16 protein-coding genes and 1 tRNA gene are annotated in these 19363 nt (G+C 39.1%); 6 read left to right on the forward strand and 11 right to left on the reverse strand.

The window, feature by feature from the left end; translation table 11 throughout:
- Positions 1-2: 2 nt before the first annotated feature.
- A complete protein-coding gene (locus tag LDM98_RS06045; RefSeq protein ID WP_223898438.1) occupies positions 3-626 on the reverse strand; it encodes a hypothetical protein in 624 nt (207 codons plus the stop codon).
- 207 nt (positions 627-833) lie between these two features.
- On the opposite strand from LDM98_RS06045, the gene LDM98_RS06050 reads away from it, so the two are divergent.
- Both LDM98_RS06050 and zupT read left to right on the forward strand, forming a co-directional pair.
- A complete protein-coding gene (locus LDM98_RS06050; protein WP_223898439.1) occupies positions 834-1349 on the forward strand; it encodes a ferritin-like domain-containing protein in 516 nt (171 codons plus the stop codon).
- Between the two features lie 93 nt (positions 1350-1442).
- Positions 1443-2279, forward strand: coding sequence for a zinc transporter ZupT (gene zupT, locus LDM98_RS06055; RefSeq protein ID WP_223898440.1), 837 nt, complete (start codon positions 1443-1445; stop codon positions 2277-2279).
- Here the strand turns inward: zupT and LDM98_RS06060 are convergent.
- From LDM98_RS06060 to LDM98_RS06075, 4 genes are all read right to left on the reverse strand, one after another.
- Complete coding sequence (locus LDM98_RS06060) at positions 2274-3074, reverse strand: DUF5718 family protein (RefSeq protein WP_223898441.1); 801 nt, start codon at positions 3072-3074, stop codon at positions 2274-2276. The two genes, zupT and LDM98_RS06060, sit on opposite strands and share 6 nt — an antisense overlap.
- Before the next feature lie 127 nt (positions 3075-3201).
- A complete protein-coding gene (locus LDM98_RS06065) occupies positions 3202-3483 on the reverse strand; it encodes an HU family DNA-binding protein (RefSeq protein WP_223898442.1) in 282 nt (93 codons plus the stop codon).
- Positions 3484-3945: 462 nt separating this feature from the next.
- Positions 3946-4030: transfer RNA gene (locus LDM98_RS06070), tRNA-Leu, on the reverse strand.
- Between the two features lie 102 nt (positions 4031-4132).
- A complete protein-coding gene (locus tag LDM98_RS06075) occupies positions 4133-4444 on the reverse strand; it encodes a F0F1 ATP synthase subunit C (protein ID WP_223898443.1) in 312 nt (103 codons plus the stop codon).
- 318 nt (positions 4445-4762) lie between these two features.
- On the opposite strand from LDM98_RS06075, the gene LDM98_RS06080 reads away from it, so the two are divergent.
- From LDM98_RS06080 to LDM98_RS06095, 4 genes are read left to right on the forward strand one after another with little or no spacing between them, the layout of a single operon-like run.
- Positions 4763-6808: a glycosyl transferase family protein gene (locus LDM98_RS06080; RefSeq protein WP_223898444.1), complete on the forward strand. Its 2046-nt coding sequence runs from the start codon at positions 4763-4765 to the stop codon at positions 6806-6808.
- On the forward strand, positions 6805-9231 hold the full coding sequence (locus LDM98_RS06085; protein WP_223898445.1) for a tetratricopeptide repeat protein: 2427 nt from the start codon (positions 6805-6807) through the stop codon (positions 9229-9231). The genes LDM98_RS06080 and LDM98_RS06085 overlap by 4 nt, the downstream gene beginning before the upstream one ends.
- Before the next feature lie 57 nt (positions 9232-9288).
- A complete protein-coding gene (locus tag LDM98_RS06090; protein WP_223898446.1) occupies positions 9289-11031 on the forward strand; it encodes a DUF2334 domain-containing protein in 1743 nt (580 codons plus the stop codon).
- Positions 11032-11036: 5 nt separating this feature from the next.
- Positions 11037-12098, forward strand: a complete 1062-nt coding sequence (locus LDM98_RS06095) for a glycoside hydrolase family 26 protein (RefSeq protein ID WP_223898447.1) — start codon at positions 11037-11039, stop codon at positions 12096-12098.
- 113 nt (positions 12099-12211) lie between these two features.
- Here the strand turns inward: LDM98_RS06095 and LDM98_RS06100 are convergent, their stop codons facing one another.
- The 6 genes from LDM98_RS06100 to purD all read right to left on the reverse strand — a co-directional run bounded on the left by LDM98_RS06100 (position 12212) and on the right by purD (position 19164).
- The gene (locus LDM98_RS06100) at positions 12212-14344 is read right to left on the reverse strand and encodes a polyribonucleotide nucleotidyltransferase (RefSeq protein WP_223898448.1); all 2133 of its coding nucleotides are present in this window, start codon (positions 14342-14344) and stop codon (positions 12212-12214) included.
- Positions 14345-14420: 76 nt separating this feature from the next.
- Positions 14421-15107, reverse strand: a complete 687-nt coding sequence (locus LDM98_RS06105) for a phosphoribosyltransferase (protein WP_223898449.1) — start codon at positions 15105-15107, stop codon at positions 14421-14423.
- Positions 15085-15357 (reverse strand): DnaJ domain-containing protein, encoded by a 273-nt coding sequence (locus LDM98_RS06110; protein WP_223898450.1) that lies wholly within the window; start codon positions 15355-15357, stop codon positions 15085-15087. Before LDM98_RS06110 ends, LDM98_RS06105 begins: the two co-directional genes overlap by 23 nt.
- Positions 15357-17438 carry an LPS-assembly protein LptD gene (locus LDM98_RS06115; RefSeq protein ID WP_223898451.1) on the reverse strand — a complete coding sequence of 694 codons (2082 nt, stop codon included), beginning with the start codon at positions 17436-17438 and terminating at the stop codon, positions 15357-15359. Before LDM98_RS06115 ends, LDM98_RS06110 begins: the two co-directional genes overlap by 1 nt.
- Positions 17431-17886 (reverse strand): RDD family protein, encoded by a 456-nt coding sequence (locus LDM98_RS06120; protein ID WP_223898452.1) that lies wholly within the window; start codon positions 17884-17886, stop codon positions 17431-17433. The genes LDM98_RS06115 and LDM98_RS06120 overlap by 8 nt, the downstream gene beginning before the upstream one ends.
- 9 nt (positions 17887-17895) lie before the next feature.
- Positions 17896-19164: a phosphoribosylamine--glycine ligase gene (purD, locus tag LDM98_RS06125; RefSeq protein ID WP_223898453.1), complete on the reverse strand. Its 1269-nt coding sequence runs from the start codon at positions 19162-19164 to the stop codon at positions 17896-17898.
- Between the last annotated feature and the right edge of the window lie 199 nt (positions 19165-19363).

A 19363-nucleotide genomic window follows, 5' to 3' on the forward strand; every position in this document is an offset into this window, starting at 1 on the left:
GTTTAGCCTTTTTTGTCTTCCAATAAAAGAACGGGGTCTTCTCCCTGTTCTTTGAGTAGTTTCACCAACTCTTTTTTAACATTTTTATCTGTCTTCACATCCACTACGATCTCTAACATTTTTGTGATCTTTTCATGATGCTGCTGACTTGCCTGCATATACTCCTCGTGTCTTAAAGACTCTTTCTGCATCTTTGCTTCATGGGCTTTATTCTTTTTATGTATCCATAGCAGAAGCAGCAAAATAAGCAATACAAGCAATGTACTTACAATGAGCACGATCTGATACAGTCTATTTTGTTCACCCTGGTTCGATAGAAGCCGTTTTTCCTGAAGTAAAACAAGTTCTTTTTCCTGGGCAAGTTTCATTCCCTGCAGCTCTTTTTCATACGCCAATTTACTTTCCTGTAATTTAGATGTCTCTTGCGCTTGCAGTTTGATTTGCTCCAGTTCCAATATTTTAAGCTGCTGAAGTTTTTCTGCTTCAATTTTTGCTAAAGTGACCTGGTTGGCCCCTACCAGCTTTTGAAGTTCCAAAGTTTCATTCACTTCTTTATAGGTCTTCTGATCCGATGCTGCTGCCTCCTGTTTTTTCTTTGTCTCTTCCATCAAACGGGCTTTAGACACCTTACCCTGCTCACATCCATACAACATTACCAATACCACTGCTAGGAAAAAATATCTTATTTTCAAATTCTGCCTCTCTATCTCGTTTCAGTATTTTAGCCAATTTTTTGTTAGGCCATAAAAAAAGCACTATTTCTCTTTAAGTTTAATAGCGTTACAATGAACAAAGGATAATTTTTTTCCTTAATAGCTTTGAAAGGATCTAGTATGGCAAAAAGAGGTAATTCGATTATCAAAGGGTTGGAGATCAATGAGATTATTGCAATGCTCAATAAAGCATATGCGGACGAATGGCTGGCTTATTATCAATATTTCATTGAAGCCAAAGTCATCAAGGGTATTATGAAAGATGCAGCTATTGCTGAACTGACACAGCATGCGGCAGATGAACTCAGACATGCGAATATGCTGGCAGACAGGATCATTCAACTGGGCGGAACGCCTATCTTGCATCCACAAGAGTGGTTTACCCATGCGAACTGTGGATATGAAGAACCAAAAGATTTTGATGTCGTGAGCATACTTGAAGATTCGATCAAAGGGGAACAGTGTGCGATCTCAGTCTATTCGAAGCTTGCAGATATGACACAGCATAAAGATATCGTTACCTACGACATTATCTCTGAAATACTTGCAGATGAAGTAGAACACGAAGAAGATCTTCAGGCACTGCATGATGATATCACTGAATTTATAAGCGATCTCAAAAAAAGTATGCACTGAAAAAGTGATGATCGAAGCTTAGGGTGGCAGAAGGAGAGTATTTTACAGTATAAAGTCATCATTTGAAATGACAGAAAAGTGTGGGGTAGAAAGATGCAAGCATTTACCATGGCAGAAATGTTACCTGCATTTTTGTTAACCCTGTTTGCAGGTCTTTCTACTGCCCTTGGTGCGCTCTTTGCTTTTTGGGGTGGTGTCAAAAACACGAAGTTTTTATCCGTAGGTCTAGGCTTTTCTGCAGGCGTCATGGTCTATGTCTCATTTGCAGAGATCCTTGTCAAATCCCAAGATGCATTTACGTTAAAATATGGAGAGCTTGTAGGTGAAAGTTTAGGTCTTGTTGCTTTTTTTGTCGGTATTGCACTCTCATTTGTTATTGATCAGTTAATTCCTGATAATATCAATCCCCACCATACACTTGATATTGAAAACAGTATCGATAACGATGATACACAAACTATCCAAAACCATAGGGCACCACTGGCACGTATGGGTTTTTTTACAGCTATTGCCATTGCCTTACATAACTTTCCGGAGGGATTTGCTACCTTTGTCTCAGCTTTAAATAATATGACTACCGGGGTATCCATTGCACTGGCAATAGCACTCCACAACATACCAGAGGGCTTGGCAGTGGCACTTCCCGTATATCATGCAACAGGAGATCGCACAAAAGCCTTTCTCTATGCCTTGGGCTCTGGACTGGCAGAGCCCGTAGGTGCGATCATTGGATTCCTTATTTTAGTGCCTCTCATGGGAGATCTGACATTAGGGATCACATTTGGCCTGGTCGCCGGTATCATGGTCTATATCTCATTTGACGAACTCTTACCTTCTGCCAGGGTCTATGGTAATGACCACACCACCATCTTTGGTCTTGTGATCGGCATGCTTGTGATGTCAGTAAGCTTGATACTTTTTAAACTATGAGCTTACTTTTTGGTGTAATATCACCTTATGCGCTGATGGTTCTATACTTGAATCCTCTGTACGATGGTCATATGCGATGACATAGATTTCATCTCCCTTCTTGAGATAATTCTTCTCACCAAACTCTGCATACGCGGTTGCCCCTATAGAGATGAGGGCTTGTTTGGGATACCCTGCTGCCTGAAGATGGGCTGCGATATCTTCAAGAGGACCAAAATCCTCTTGGGTGTTCATTTTGTCTATCAGCCATGTTTTGAGCTTTGTATAGAAGTATGAGTACCCCAGAAGTGGAGCATCCACACCATAGGGATGCAACACACCTTCACGTTTCACAAAAGAGCATAAATGGTAATGGTCCATCACCCCACCCTCTTCAAACCTGTCAATAGGTATCCATTTGTCACCGATACCTTTGGAATTAGGCCCCCAGGACTTTTTCTCTGAGATCTTTTTTGCCCCTTCTTTACGAATAGTGCAGTCATTAAATGTAGTAAACTTCTGAGCAATGAGGTCAATCACCTTTTTTTGATCATCATACACAATATCAAACAGTACTGCGATCTCCGGTTCGACTTGTGCATTTGCTTCATACTCTGGAAGTGTAAGTCTGTCTGTGCCTATGGAGTACACGCCTAAAAAAGAGTCTGAGCCAGGAAGATAAAAAGGGAATATACCTTTAGGTGCATCAGGTTCAGCAGTCATGACATTTTCAAAGTCTTTGAGTTCACCTGCTTGTTCTAAATGGTGTGCAAAGTTTCCTGCCACACCTAAACCTATTGTATTTTGTAATTGCATAAATATCCTTAGAGAAAATATTAACGTAGTATATCTCAGGGACGGTTATAGGGTGTTGTAAAAGATTTTGGATGAAATAAAAGTGAAGAGTATCTACTACCCGAAAGTAGTAGATATAAGGGTGAACTTAGTTACCTGCTACAGCGTCTTTAAGTGTTTTACCCATTTTGAATTTAGGTGCTGTGTGTGCTGGCTTTGTATACGTTTTATTAGTTCCTGGAACTGTACCGCTTTTTTCTGCTACATCTACTGTAGAGAATGTTCCGAAACCTACCAATGATACAGTTTCTTTTTTTACTAATGCTTCAGTTACTGAAGTGGTAAATGCTTTTACCGCTCTCTCTGCTGCTGCTTTACTTTCAAACTCACCGTTTTTCTGTACCAATTCTACGAAATCTGCTTTTGTCATTCTACTTCCTTGTTTTTAAGATGGAATCATTATATCACAACTAATTCTTAAAAAAAGATAAAAATATGATAAAAAGCCCTATTTTACGGCATTTAATACACTTTTGTTAAAAAAAAGACTAAATATTATATTTAGTTATTTGTATAAATAATAGTTAATATATCTGTAAATTATATTGTATGGCCGTGAGAAAGTCCATATCATGTTCATCTAGTCTTTAAATGACGCTGTGAGCGTCATTACATTCATATGAAATCATCCTTAAAAATCAAGCTGTTCACATTTTGAGAGTCAAATCAGCACTCTAAATAAACACTACACACTTCAAAATCTGATCCAATATTTAAAAATAGTATTGGAATAGCAGAGAAATAAAAAATAGTTCTAGCCGCAGTTTTTATAGGGGTATCATTACAGTAAGAATATATTAGTGAAGTATACCTATCTAAAGGTTTAAGAAGATGGTGCGTCAGAGAGGATTTGAACCTCCACACCCGTAGGGCACTACCCCCTCAAGGTAGCGTGTCTACCGTTCCACCACTGACGCACATAGACTTGTAGTTTAAAAGTACTACTGAACTTTAAAAAAATGAGGGGTTGAAAAGTTGTGACGGATTATATCCATCACAACCTTTCAGTGTCTTTAAAATTAACCGATAAATGGGTTAGCATAAAGAGCGATAAGCGCAATTACCAATGTATAGATAACTTGTGCTTCGATCATTGCAAGAGCGATGAACATTGTAGTCATTAGTTTACCACCAAGACCTGGGTTTCTAGCAGTACCAGCGATAGTCGCAGCAGCAGTGTTACCCATACCAACAGCTCCACCAAGTGCAGCAAGACCAAGACCGATACCAGCAGCAACTACTGAGTATGCTTTGATCATAGATTCACCATCTGCTTCAGCAGCAAATGCAACAGCACCAAGTGCTAAGAAAAGTAAGAAAAACTTTTTCATTTTATATCCTTTAAATTAATAGAGTTTAAGTCTCTTCGACTGTTCTAGAAGTCTGTTCGGATAGCGTAAACGATACTAAATGATCGCCAACATAGACATAAATGCCTACATTTCCCTACTGATCACTTCAAATAACGTCAAAATTATATCTAAAATATATTTAAAAAATACATTGTTTATCGGTACAAAAATATTCCATGTGATTTATTTAATTTAAACTTAAATAATATAATAAATTATGATAGAATAAAATAAGGGATGTAGGTAACAATGTTTGTAGATTTGTTGCTACCTAATTAAAAGACAAGGGAAAAAGGGATGGAGTTTATTGATTATTTTGCAGCCTATTGGCTGATCATAAAATATTTAGTATTATTTGCAGCGTTGATCATTTTGCTTAGTAGTATAGATGATTTTTTTATAGATTGTTACTATTGGATCCGTCGTATTTGGCGAAAATTCACCGTTTACAGAAAACATAAACCTTTTAATGTGAATGAACTTTATAAAAATACAGAAAAACCGATTGCAATTATGGTACCGGCATGGCATGAGAAAGGTGTCATAGCCGATATGGCTGCTTTGGCTGCTTCAAGTTTTGAATATTACAACTATCACATTTTTATCGGAACCTATCCGAATGATCCTGAAACCCAGCATGATGTTGATATTGTTGCGGAACATTATCGTAACATTCACAAGGTAGTCACACGAACTCCCGGGCCAACCAATAAATCTGATTGTTTAAATAATATTATCGAACATATTTTTATATTTGAAAAGTCACACAATATCACATTTGATATTTTTGTTTTACACGATGCAGAGGATGTGATACATCCTCTGGAATTAAAGCTTTTCAATCATCTTATCGCACATAACGACTTGATACAGATTCCTGTATTTCCATTTCAAAGAAAATGGTATGACCTCACAGCGGGTCACTACGAGGATGAATTTGCAGAAAATCACGGTAAAGATCTCATTGTCAGAGAGAGTATTTTGGGATTCGTTCCGAGTGCTGGCGTAGGGACTGCATTAAGTCGAAAAGCGATAGAAAGACTTCGGGAAATTCATGAAGGTGAAGTTTTTTCTGTAGATACGCTCACAGAGGATTATAGCCTGGGATATGAACTGTTTAAAGAAAAAATGAAACTTATTTTTGTAAGAGTACCTGCAGAAATAGAATATAGAGCCAATAATCGGTATGGTCAGGCTGTTCCAGGGAAAAAACAGGAACTGATCACCGTCAGAGAATTCTTCCCTTCCACATTTAGAAAAGCGGTGAATCAAAAATCAAGATGGCTTACGGGTATTGCACTTCAGGGATGGCAGAAGATAGGCTGGACCGACAGCTTCAAAACAAACTATATACTCTTTAGGGATAGAAAGGCGATACTCACCAATTTAGCGAATATCTTAGCCTACATTTTGGTTGTCAATGTTCTTTTTATGACCTTATACTCAAAATTGACTACCGATACATGGTGGTTTCCGCCTATTGTGAAAGAAGACACATTGCTATGGACTTTACTTATCATCAATGCTTTTTTCCTGCTCAACCGGGTTCTACAAAGAATGTACTTCACCTATAAGGTCTATGGAATAAAAGGTGCACTACTGAGTTTTCCAAGAATTGTATGGGGGAATATTATTAATTTCTTTGCAATGTTTAAAGCAATAAGACAATTTTTCAAAAACAAAAAAGAAGGAAGCATACTGACATGGGATAAAACAACACATGATTTTCCCATAAATATAAAATTCCATACAATGCTGGGTGATATTCTTATAGAAAAGAACTTGATCGATCAAACAACACTCAATGAAGCATTAGAATTACAAAAGAGTGTCAATAAACCATTAGGACAACTGTTGGTTGAACAAGATATTTTAAGCGAAGAAGAATTGACAAAAGCAATGGCATTACAAGGGAATTTAGAATATATTGATATTACCATAGATCAAATAGATCGTTCCCTTATCAAAGAAATGGATAGATATGCTATGCTCGAACATGATATCCTGATCCTTAAAGAAAAAGAAGGGCTACAACCCATAGTCTCATCTCATCAATTGGTAGATGTGATCATTGATGATTATAAAAAAATCATATCAAAAGACACTAAACTATTTATCGCAAACGAAAGTACCATTCAGACGATTCAAAAAGAAATTTTGTTCCCGGACCTTACTGAAAATGAATACTTACATCTTCGAACTGTTGTGAAACAAAAAATGATCCCTAGAAATATGGTATCCCAGATTTTAGCATATAGAGCAGAACACAATATCACTTTTATAGCAAGCTGTCAGCATTTTGGCTTTTTACCTGAAGATCAATTAAAAAGGATCGGACTATGAAACGATTACTCATTTTGCCATTGTACTGTGTAACACTTCTCAGTGCAAATATTGTGACTGATTCGGTCGATCATGTCACAAATGAATTAACCGAATATAGAATCTATCCCCGGTTGAAAAAAGCCGATCTCTACATCTCTCAGGGAAATACTACAGCAGCAAAAGAACTTCTCTTGAAGGTTTTGGAGATCGATCCTAAGAATACGCAAGCAGCCAACAGGGTCGTTGTACTCTGTATGCAAGATAAAGATTTTGAATGTGCCAATAAATATGTTGCACTTGTAGAACCCGCTGTGTATGCCAAATACTATAAAGGGTATATCTCTTTCCACTTAAAAGATTATGCCCAGGCACTAAAAACGGCTTCTTCTATAGAAGATACTTCTGTACTCAAAAAGAATGAACAGGCATTTAATGATCACATCCTATTGAGATCAGCGATATTCACTGACAATACGAAAGCGACCCAGACCTATGTAGAGGAGATCCTGCATCCTAAATTCAACATTTCCTCTTGTCCCTCTGAATATTTGGATATCATCTCTTTGTTATTTGAACACAAGATGTTTGATACAGCAGTCAAAGAGATAGACCTTTACTTAGATCACTGTAAATCTCAAAAGATATCGGATGAAAAACTGGCTGTGTGGGCAGATCTTTTAAGAAAAGAAAACCACTTTGATCAAGCCGAACGTATGATCGCCCATATAAATCAAACCAATCTGAAAAATGAACAGTTGCTGCTTCTGTTTTTACAAACTAATCATGAAGCAAAAGCCATTGAAACAATGGAAACCATCTATCAGGCCAGCCCTACTGAAGAAAATCAAGTTCGACTTGCCTATCTTTATGAAAAATCCGATAGGCAAGATAAAATAACTTCTCTTTATTCCGATGTATACGAAGGTAAGAAAAACCCAAAAGATCTAAAAACACTGCTTTATCTCAAAAAGGACCCTCAACAGCAGTATCAACTATTAGAGAAATACTACCCCTATGCAGGGCTTACGGATGAAGAAAAATTTAACTTTTCAGTCTCTCTGATCAAGTTTTACAAAGAAGAGAACAAAGTCACTAAAATACTGCCTATAGTTGATGATCTCACACACCTTGAAAACTTGACAGACAAGCAAAAACTCTATTTGAGCCATCAGTATAGTGAAAATCATCAAGACCAAAAAGCGATAGCACTTATGGAAGCACTCTATCAAGGTGACCCGCTTCCTGAGTATAAAGAGAGACTGGTATATCTACGCAATAAAAATACCATTCCTAAGAAATCAAAACCTAAAGTAGTACAAAAGAAACCACAGATCAAACCATTACCTACACGAGAAGATAAACTAAGGTCTGAAACACAGATGGCGTATGACCTCATCCATCAAAAAAAGTATGATGAAGCGGTCATCCACCTGAACAATGTACTCAAATATGAACCGAACAACCCGGTAAGATATGAACAGCTCGGACAAGCATACTATGCGCAGGAAAAGTATGCACCTGCAGCAAAAGCTTTTGGCAAGGCAGCTTCTCTTGATCCACAATCAGGCTATTATGAATCATTGGGCTACTGCCACATAAAGTTAAAAGACAAAAAAAGCGCTATAGAAAATTTTAAAAAAAGTATCGATATCGTGAAGCAGGAAGAGCCTGAAAACATTGACAAGCTCTATCAATTAAAATACAGTGTAGCGGAATTGGACCGAAATTTCTTTGGTTATTTGACCTATGGTATGCGGCTTGACTCCTACAATAATACCGGCGGTATATCTCCCATACTTTCTGCCAACTATGGCGGGTTTTCTGCATTAGAACTTCATTATAAACCAGAAATTTTCAAGGGCTATGCTACCGTCTATGCAAAAGTACTGGCTGGCGTACGAGACCAGAGTTTGGCAATCAGATCAGAGACATGGCAGCCATCCATAGGACTGCGTTTCCAACCATTAGAAGAGGAAAGACTCTACTTCTTCGTAGAAAAATTCTTCAAAGGTGGGGATGAGAGTCGTGACGATACCATGCTTAGAGCATCATGGGAACTCTTTGATGGCTATGACTTTTACCCTACTACAACAGAGTACCCGTGGAAACACCTGTATATGGACAGTGTCTACTACCTGGACAATGGCACCTACAGTCTCTATGCAAACTATGAACACGGATATGTATGGAAAAGCGGATACCAGGATGCCTGGATGCCGTATCTTTGTACTTCTGCAGGATACACTAACGATAACGGTCCAAAAGAGACGCTCAAAAGATTTGATGTAGGTGCAGGGATCTCCTATTTTTTCTGGCGCAATGAACGTGAATATAAATCCCATCAATATACAGGAAGAACCAGACTGGAATACCGTCATCAATATGCGGGTGACCCTGAAGACGACCATGCACTAAGACTCATGCTTGAATTTTTCTTTTAAGGCATTCAATGCGCTAAAGAACCATTTGTGAAGTAATCATAAGAAAGGAGGCTAACAATGAAAAGCGTGTTTAAATTTGGTACATTGCTGATGTATCTTCTGTTTTTCGTTTCTTGCGGAGGTGGCGGAGGCGGCAGTGGTGTTACAACACCACCTGCTGATCCTGAGCCTGAACCTATCGTTCTTCCTTTACCAAGTAATAATCCTCCCCTGCAAAATGTCTTGATATTGTATGATAGTGCCGGTCCTTATGGAGATCAGGGAAAAACCAATGCACTCTTGCTTGAAAATCTCCTGGGGCACTTTGATCTCAACATTACCTCCAAACCTGCTAATGCATATATAGCAAATGAAATGGTTGATGAGAATATTACGACTGTGTTCTATCTTGGTACCACCTTTGATGTATTGAGTTACTATCAAGGTGACCCTAATGGGCATAGCAGTTATATGAATTTTTATCATGATATAGCAACACAAAATAAAATGGTTGTATGGATCAACTATAACCTTGACCTATTAGAAACAGAATGGGATGCAAACTCAAATAATTGGGGAGTGAATACATTTGTAGATACAACTGGCTTTACCAACTCCGGCACAGATACAAATTATACTCGTGTATGGTATAAGGACACAGAACTCTATAAGGGTGTCATACCTTTTGCAACGCCCGATGCAAACACAACAGCTTGCTATGAAGAAAGCAACATTACCTATGCTTGTTCATTAGAACTTAACACCATCGGAATCATTGATGATACTAAAGCAACTAGACTTGCTACAGCATCTTCAACATTTGATTTAACTAAATCTATAGAGCCCTATGTAACGAGGGGTGGAAATTTCTGGTTTGTTGGGGATCTCCCTTTTTCTTATATGTCGGAAGAGGACAGGTATCTTGCATTCGCAGACCTCCTGCATGATATGCTTGGTATAGACCACAATGAATCACACAAGGCGATCATGCGGCTGGAAGATGTCAATGCAGAAACAAATCCTTCTGATCTAATAGCTATAACAGAGTATATGCAAAGCCAGAATATTCCTTTCAATGTTGCTACCATCCCACAATATGAGAATCCATTGGGTGAATATGGTTATCCAGTCGGTACCTCCATCCCAATTTCTGAATCAGATATCGGTACACTACTACAAGCTTACTATAATGAAAGACTTATAGATATTGTACAGCATGGATTTAGCCATCAATATGACAGTGTCAAAAACCCATACAATGGGGTCACTGCGGATGATTTTGAATTCATGATAGTAACAGATATTAACAATGATGGCAATTATACCTATGTAGGACCTTCAGAAGATGATAATGGAACCTGGGCGAAGAATAGAATACTGGAAGGAAAAGCGATTTTAAATGAAGTCAGTATACAGGCATTTGCCTGGGAGGCTCCACACTATATGGCAGGTCCGAGCCATTACCGGGCTATCCAAGAAGTCTATCCGATACAATATTCAAGACTGATCTACTATCCAGATGAGACCGATAAATCTAAATTTATCGGACAATTCTACCCGTATGTCATCCGAAAAGATACCTATGGATACTATATCATCCCTGAAAATATATACAATATTGTCAAAGATCCAAATCAGGGCTATAGAGCAATAAATGCTGAAGATATCATCCGTTTTGCACAGAAACTGAAAGTAGTACGTGATGGTGTTGCCAGTTTCTTTTACCATCCATATCTTGGTACAAGTGACCTTTCTGTTATTATTTCAGGACTACAAAATGAAGGATATACTTTTGTAAGGGCTACATCATTAGTAGAATAGATCAAATGTCTTTGTTCCAAATCATGAAACTACCAGCTACAGTTTTCTATCTGATAGTTATTAACACCATGGGATATAGCAGTGACCTATCAAAACATACAAAAGCGGAGTGGATCACTGAAGCACTCTCTTCGCTTGCCGATAGCCGATACCCTCATGTCAAAGCAATCGCATGGTGGAACTCAAACTTTGATGATACAAGGCTGAGGATAGACTCTTCGCAAAAAAGCCTGAAGGCATATCAAAAAGGTATTGACCTGCCAATATTCACATCTAAAGCTCTTATCAGTTACAAAAAGCTCTATCCGTCATCTAATGGTACTATCTACCATGCTGCATACCCAGACTTTGGTGGTACTGAAGATAATGTCACCTCCGTCAGTATCAAAACATTTGAAACGCTTGCACAAAAACAGCTTGTATGGGCATACTTCTCAAACAATTGGTTCGATCAGATCAAATTTCCTCTATCCCAAGTGAATACCATCCATAAGAATGGGAAAATACCTTTTATCCGCTTGATGCCTAGAAGTGATTTTAGAAAAGGTGGTCCTGACCCGCTTTACACCATGCAAAAGATCATCGATGGAAAATTCGATAAAGCACTGAGTGAGTGGGCTTTGGATGCCAAAAAGACAGAAATACCTTTACTTGTGGAGTTTGGAACAGAGGTCAATGGAGATTGGTTTCCATGGAACGGAAGCTATAATGGAGGAGGGATCAAACATCTTTATGGTGACAAAAACAAAGCAGATGGGCCAGAACGTTTTCGTGATGCTTATAGACATATTATAGATCTCTTTCGTAGTCATGGAGTCGATAACATTACATGGTTTTTTCATGTAGATACATTTGGAGAACCGAAAAAGAGCTGGAATAGCATCGAAAAATACTACCCTGGTGACAAATATATAGATTGGATAGGGATAAGTGTCTATGGACCACAACTAAAAGATGAGCCCTACCGCTCTTTTGTTGAAATAATGGATACCATATATCCTGCTGTTCTAAAGATATCGGATAAACCCATTGCGATCTTGGAATTAGGTATCACAGAGTTAGAGTAAAAGAAGAGAAGGATCAACAAATTTTATAGGATATGCAGCAAAGTATATAGTATACACAGGGAACAAACCCTCTGTACTTTATGCATAAATGGACAAAGTATAGAAGAAAAAATTTAGGCTAAAAACTCTGGAGTTGCCAACTCGACTTTTTTACCTTTTTGTTCCATGACCACCACAGTGATCGTATCACCTTCACTGTATCTTTCTGAAAGATTATTGACACGTTCTTTGGCTACTTTTGAAATGTGGAGCAGTGCATCAAAGCCATCTGGCATTTCAACAAAAATTCCGAAATCTACGATCTTTTTCACTTTACCCTCATAGCTCTCACCGACCTTATATTCCATCTGCTTTTTCACAGGGGATGAAGCGATCTCTTCTATATGGGCTTTTGCGTCCGCTACTTTTGCTTTGTCTTCGCCTGAAATTTTTACGCCGCCTACATCACGGTCAAGATCAACGGAGACTTCGAACTTCTCAATGATCTCACGGATCGTAGCACCCGCTTTCCCGATAATATCCACTATCTTGCTTGGATGTACTGTAAAATGTTCTGTACTAGGAAGTGCTTCACTTGTAACAATGTTTGTTTCTGCTTCTTCCATCAATCCAAGAATATGGTTTTTACCCTGGCTGGCTTTTTGCAAAGCATCTCTCAGGATTTCTAGATCGATACCTCCTAGTTTAATATCCATTTGAAGTGCGGTGATACCTTTTGCAGTACCTGCTATTTTAAAGTCCATATCACCATCATGGTCTTCCAGCCCCATAATATCTGTCAATACAGCATACTTGTCGCCTTCACTTACCAGTCCCATAGCAATACCTGCTACAAGTGCTGTAGTATTCACCTCAGCTGCACGCAGAGCCAAAGCACCACCACAGATCGTAGCCATAGAGGAAGAACCATTGCTCTCTAAAATTTCAGAAACCAGACGGATACTGCCGTCAAAGTTGAGATCCAAAGAAGGTTCCAGTGCTCTTTTTGCCAGGTTACCATGTCCAAGTTCTCTTCTACCCGGTGCACCGATAAATTTAGCTTCACCCACAGAGTAACCCGGAAAATTGTAATGCACCATAAAATTCTCTGACTGTGCATTTTTATCGGTAATAAGTTCGTACATCTGTGCATCTTTTTTATCACCCAGTGTCGCCGTGACAAGTGCCTGAGTCTGGCCACGTGTAAAAAGACATGACCCGTGTACAGAAGGTAAAAGATTTGTCTCGATACTGATAGGTCTTACTTCATCGAGTGTTCTGCCGTCTGCACGAATATTTTTATCCAGGATCATCGCTCTAACCACTGTTTTTTTGTAGCGTTCCAGTACTTTGGATACCAGTTCTTTATCTGCCTCTTGACCGTCCGCTTCTAGAGCTTCCATGATCTTCGTGCGTACTTTTTTAAGTTCAGTGGAACGCTCGCTTTTGGCCATATGTGAGATCGCTTTTTCGACATCCTCAGCATATTTCTTTTCGATCATTTCATACAGTGATTCATCTACTTTGTCTTCAGCCAATGGCAGGTCCAGCGCTTCCCGTACCATAGGAGTAAAGGCGTCTGCATAAGCCGATGTTGCGGTATCTATAGCCTCTGATGCCATCGCGATCACATCGACCAGTGCTGACTCATCAAACTCATTGGCATTTTGTCCCTCTTCATTTTCAGTGGCGAGTGTACGCATCTCTATCATCACTACATCTTTACCTGAACCAACAACCAAAAGATCCAGTTCACTCTCCGCCTGTTGTGTAAGCGTCGGATTGATAACGATATCATCTCCGACTGTACCAACTCTGACCGCAGCAATACTTGTGGTCACCGGGATATCCGAAACATACAGTGCTGCATTTGCCGCATGTAAGGCAGCTACCTGCATATCAACCTCTGAATCTGAACTTACCACCATCACTGTGATCGTTAGAGGATAGTGAAACCCTTTAGGGAATAATGGACGTAAAGAGCGGTCAATGATACGAGATGTCAGTGTTTCAAAGTCACCAGGCTTTGTCTCTCTCTTGATGAAACCGCCAGGGATCTTGGCTGCAGCATAAGATTTTTCCATATACTGCACAGTCAAAGGAAGAAAATCCTCATCCACTGCTTTTTCATCGACTGCAACAGCTGCTATCAGTACCGCTTTTCCCTGTCGGTACATCACTGCACCACTTGCCTGCTTTGCTATTTTATTAAATTCATATTTTTCTTCGAGACTGTTTACATTGATCTCTATGGTTTGTTCTTTCATTCGTTTCTCTTTCCTTTTAACTGTTAAATACTTTCATACGATGCTGTTTTGCATGTTTATTTTCATAAAAATATATTTATTCTACTTCTTTTGGTTTTACTTCTTGATCATGGACCATGGAGGTTATCTCTTCAAAATTCAATCTTTCAAAATGTTTGTAATAGTATTCTATCGAAATATAGTCTTGTATCTTATGAGGGCAAAATACACCATCACACACCGTAAGCAGATTTTGATAGACACCTTTATCCAATATGGGCGTTGCAATAAAAATATTTTTAGCCCCTCTTGCGATGACCGACTTCAGTGCAACCATCATGGTCAGTCCGGTCTCTATGCACTCATCAGCCAAGATAACATATTTCCCCTTGAGAGAGATCAAATCCTTTCCTTTTCGATATTTATAGACGTAAGAGAGTACTTCCTCTTCATACTTTCTGTGGGCTTCGCCATAGACATAATCTTCATTGATCTCGAACGCATCGACAAGTGCTTTATGTATCACCACTTCTTCTGTTTCAGAGACCATTGCAATAGCCACTTCATGGTTATTCGGTGCCAATATAGGTTCTGCGAGTAAAATATCCATCTGTGCATTGATAGCCTTGGATATCTTATCTGCAAAATAAACGCCTCCTTCACTGACACCTATCACTACCGTTTCATTTTTTGAAAACAACTCTATAGGCAGTGTTTCAATCAACTGTTTTGAAGCGTCTTCTCTATCTTCAAAATACGCGTTAGGGTTTGAATCGCTGGGCATAATCTGCTCCTGGGAATTGTTTAGAAATTTCTTCATCATCAAAAGTATAACGAAACTCTTCTATATACTTCATCAATAATTTATACGCGTGATTTAGCTGTTCCATGTTTTCAACATCCCCTCCTAGGTCAGGGTGATTCTTTTTAGCCAGATAATGGTACTGTTTTTTGATATCCGCTTTGCTGATCAATTTGGGCAGATGTAATATCTCTAACGCTTTTTCGATCTCATCTTTAGGATTGATATTCATTATTCGGTCCCTACTGCACCAAAAGGAATAAAGTTTAACTGCAAATAAAATGTAGTATCTAGCGTAAAGCCTGTTGGTCTGGGAACGATATCTTGTCGGACGGATGCCGTAGCATTCCAGCAATCACGGTGATAGCTTCCCCCCAATCTCCACTGCTTACTTGATGCATCATCCACATCATACGTTAAACCGCCATTCACCTTGATCTGTTCATTGAATGCATATCCAAAATAAAAATAGATTTCATTGGCATTGAGATTACCGGTAACATAGGTCGGCACATCAGGTAATATCTTTTTATAGGTATGCCCCAGACTAAAATGGTAATCTTGTTCATTTAAGGTAACTCGGCTGGCTGACTCACGTATTTTACCATACTCATGTGAATAGGTCACATTATTATACAAACTCCATCTGTTCCAATTGTACTGCATTTCATTATTCAGATCAGCAAATTCATAGTTTCTATCAAGGTAATAGGTTTGCGTCAATCTTTGAAAAAATTTTAAGTTCATCATTTCATCATAAAAGTATTGGCTTAAATTCAGTGCATAGTGCTCTTCAGGTAACCCAACCGTGAACAATGCTGTTTGGTTCACATCCAGTGCAGACAACGAAGGGGACTTGTGTTCATTCCCCGGTCTAATGTACGCAAAAGAGGGTTGCAGAACATGTATAAATCCACCATACTTTTTCGTTAGATCCGTAAAAAATTTTACTTTATGTATATTACTGTAATACTCAAAATCATCATAAAGATACGTTCCATTATCAAAAAAGAATTTACTGTAATACAGCTCTTCTCCCAAAGAGAGATTCAAATAATCATCAAAAAATGATGTGGTAAATTCCACTGGTACCTTGAGCTCCGCCTGACGGAGGGTAGTACCTTTTTCTCTATCAAAATTATTGATGCGGAGATCTGTGCTATAGGTGAGGTTATCCCATATAAAATGACTTAAGTATTTATGTAATTGCAGGGCAGGCAGTATCTGTAATGTATCACTGTTATCCTCTTTTCTTGTATCGATGAAATATTTGGCATTTAACCCTGTGTAGTAGTCATTGTTATAAAGAAAATAATTCACTCTGGATTCTTGTAGAGGAATAAGTCCAAAATGTCTCAAATGGCTTTGCTGTAAATTCAGATAATCGATATCATTAAGATAGGTTATGTTGGTATAGAGACCATCTGTAAATCCACTGGGTAATTTATGAGACAGTACTTTGGAAGATTCATAGTTGAACTCTACCCCATAGTGACTATCGTTTGGGAGATAGTTGTCGTCTATATACTCCGTTTTATCTTTGAAATACCCTACCCTCAACTTTCCGGATGAATGCGATGAATCAACAAAACGAAAGGTACTGTACATCCCTATGCTCCTTGATGTACGGATCTGTGGGTTAAACTCTAAATCCATACTTGGAGAAATAGCCCAATAGATAGGTTGTTCGTAGAGAAACCCCTCAGTGGATGAATACCCAAAAGCAGGAAAGAGAAGCCCTGAACTTCTTTCTCTATCAGTTGAAAAAGCCAAATAAGGTGTATAAAACATAGGAATATCCCATAAATATACCTTGGCGCCATAGAGCTTTATATAGTTTGCATCACTATCGTATAAAGCGTCCGAGAAAGACATTTTCCATAAAGGATCTTCAATATCGCAACTTGAAATCAGAGAGGCTCCCAAAGTATAATTGCCTTCATCTTTATGTGCATCATCTGAAAAGATCCACACATCATTTTTCCCGATCAGAAAGAGTTCATCGAACGTCACCTCTTTTGTATCGGTATGAATTTCAATATGATTGGTATGAACTTTACTTCCATTGTAGCCCAGCATTTCGATCTCTCCATCAAGAACAAGTACTTTGGTACTTTTGTCAAAATCTGCAGAAGCTGCTTTAATGATACTGTCTTCATAATATACCACCACCTGATCTCTGGCTTTGACTGTATTGCCTGCAGCATCCACATGTTTTGCTGTTATCTCGATTTTACTTTTATCTGAGGCAGCAGACACTATTTGTATGCCCGCTATCATAGATACAAGAAAAAAAACGAGCTTTTTAGTCATTCACAACTACGCAGTTAGAAAGTTTATCATGCAGTGTTTGTCTCAGTGGTACAAAGAATGCCATAAGAAAGCCCAGATAGAACAGTACTTCACTTGGGATCCTCACGGAAGCACGTAAAAATGCCTTTTGAAAACCAGGGGTATCTCCTGTTTCCAAATCTATCACTTTGATCTTCATAAAATACTTACCCAGCGTCATACCGTTTTGCCACACTAAAACAGTGTGATAGAGAAGTTTTATAGAGAGCACAACCAAAAGATTTTGAGCGATGAAGCTATTGACAGTTTCAAGTGCTGCTTCATCTAGCACTGTGATATTTGACAAAACTGCAGAGAATTGATCATAAAAAATAATGATAAAAAACAGGGTGATAACCATATCATCTATGACAAAAGCAGTGATTCTTTTTTGAAGACTTGCAAGGGGCAAGGATAGAGATTCAGACATCCCTGCTTCCTAGAGTGCCTGATAGGCAATGTCTGTACGACACTGTTTGCCTGCAAAATGCACCTGCCCTACCAACATATAGGCACGCCTTTGTGCCTCTTTGATACTATCACCGATACCTACACAGACCAGTACCCTGCCGCCTGTTGCATAGAGTTTTCCGTCTTCACCCCGTGTCACTCCCGCATACGAGATATGTGCATTTTCCCTTACCTCTTCATGGTAGATATCATCTACGATGATCTCTGCAGGCGATGAACTTTTATAAGGATAGTCTTTACTTGCCATAACGACACCCACCGCATATTTGTCATGAAACTCTATCTTGGCATTTTTCAGATCACCTGTTGCTGCCTTATAGAAGAGTTCAGAAGCCGGAGACTTAAGCAGCGGCATCAACTCTTCACATTCAGGATCACCAAAACGTACATTATACTCAAGAATGATAGGCTCACCTTTGACCACCATCACACCGATAAAAAGTACCCCCGTGAACGGCATACCTTCAGCTTCCATACCCTTTAGTGTAGGTTCTATCACTCTCTCGTTCAACTTACGATAGATCTCATCATTGACCAGAGGTGTAGGGGCATAGGCACCCATACCGCCAGTGTTTGGACCTTCATCATTATTGAGGAGTCTTTTATGATCCTGTGCCGCAGGCAAGACCACATAATCTTTTCCATCACAGATAGCAAATACAGAAAGCTCATAGCCATCCAGGAATTCTTCCACAACAATACTTGTACCCGCATCACCAAATGCGTTACCTGAAAGCATTTCACCTGCAGCTTTTTTTGCTTCGTCATGGCTTTGGGCGATGATCACACCCTTACCAGCACAAAGTCCGTCTGCTTTCACTACGATCGGGGCATCCAGTGTCATGATAAAATCATATGCATCCTGCAATGAATCCGTTTCAATGTACTTGGCAGTAGGCACATTGTGACGGGCGAGAAAGTTCTTCATAAAGATCTTGGAACCTTCAAGTTGTGCCGCTTGGGCTGTGGGTCCAAAGATCGTAAGACCTCTGGCTTTAAAGACATCCACAATACCGCCTACCAATGGTGCTTCCGGACCCACAATGGTCAGTTCGATACCATTGGCTTCTACAAAATCAGCCAATGCAGAAAAATCACTGATCTCAAGGTTCTCACCCAATGTGTCTGTGGCTCCGTTACCCGGTGCAAAATAGATCTTCTCTACATTCTCATCTTTTGTCAATGCCAAGCCAATAGAGTATTCTCTACCGCCGGCACCTATTATCAATACGTTCATTTAAAATTCTCCGAAAAAGTTTAATTCTCACCATAATATGCGGTTAGTCCAGTAGGGATGACCATTGTGCGTAGAGGGTTTTGGAAAGGTTTGAAGGAGAACTTCCTTGTTCATCAATGACCTTTCCAAAGTCCTATGCGTCCAAAAAATCGTCACTGATAAGACCCGGGTGAGCGTTCTGTGTCAAGTCGGCCCTATA

Origin of the sequence: Sulfurovum sp. TSL1 (assembly GCF_019972135.1) — a bacterium.
GTDB lineage: Bacteria > Campylobacterota > Campylobacteria > Campylobacterales > Sulfurovaceae > Sulfurovum.

Bases quoted from the DNA above. Each gene is read 5' to 3' on its own strand.
- LDM98_RS06050 (WP_223898439.1), top strand. From the start codon at position 834: ATGGCAAAAAGAGGTAATTCGATTATCAAAGGGTTGGAGATCAATGAG.
- zupT (WP_223898440.1), top strand. From the start codon at position 1,443: ATGCAAGCATTTACCATGGCAGAAATGTTACCTGCATTTTTGTTAACC.
- LDM98_RS06060 (WP_223898441.1), bottom strand. From the start codon at position 3,074: ATGCAATTACAAAATACAATAGGTTTAGGTGTGGCAGGAAACTTTGCA.
- LDM98_RS06065 (WP_223898442.1), bottom strand. From the start codon at position 3,483: ATGACAAAAGCAGATTTCGTAGAATTGGTACAGAAAAACGGTGAGTTT.
- LDM98_RS06075 (WP_223898443.1), bottom strand. From the start codon at position 4,444: ATGAAAAAGTTTTTCTTACTTTTCTTAGCACTTGGTGCTGTTGCATTT.
- LDM98_RS06080 (WP_223898444.1), top strand. From the start codon at position 4,763: ATGGAGTTTATTGATTATTTTGCAGCCTATTGGCTGATCATAAAATAT.
- LDM98_RS06085 (WP_223898445.1), top strand. From the start codon at position 6,805: ATGAAACGATTACTCATTTTGCCATTGTACTGTGTAACACTTCTCAGT.
- LDM98_RS06090 (WP_223898446.1), top strand. From the start codon at position 9,289: ATGAAAAGCGTGTTTAAATTTGGTACATTGCTGATGTATCTTCTGTTT.
- LDM98_RS06095 (WP_223898447.1), top strand. From the start codon at position 11,037: ATGTCTTTGTTCCAAATCATGAAACTACCAGCTACAGTTTTCTATCTG.
- LDM98_RS06100 (WP_223898448.1), bottom strand. From the start codon at position 14,344: ATGAAAGAACAAACCATAGAGATCAATGTAAACAGTCTCGAAGAAAAA.
- LDM98_RS06105 (WP_223898449.1), bottom strand. From the start codon at position 15,107: ATGCCCAGCGATTCAAACCCTAACGCGTATTTTGAAGATAGAGAAGAC.
- LDM98_RS06110 (WP_223898450.1), bottom strand. From the start codon at position 15,357: ATGAATATCAATCCTAAAGATGAGATCGAAAAAGCGTTAGAGATATTA.
- LDM98_RS06115 (WP_223898451.1), bottom strand. From the start codon at position 17,438: ATGACTAAAAAGCTCGTTTTTTTTCTTGTATCTATGATAGCGGGCATA.
- LDM98_RS06120 (WP_223898452.1), bottom strand. From the start codon at position 17,886: ATGTCTGAATCTCTATCCTTGCCCCTTGCAAGTCTTCAAAAAAGAATC.
- purD (WP_223898453.1), bottom strand. From the start codon at position 19,164: ATGAACGTATTGATAATAGGTGCCGGCGGTAGAGAATACTCTATTGGC.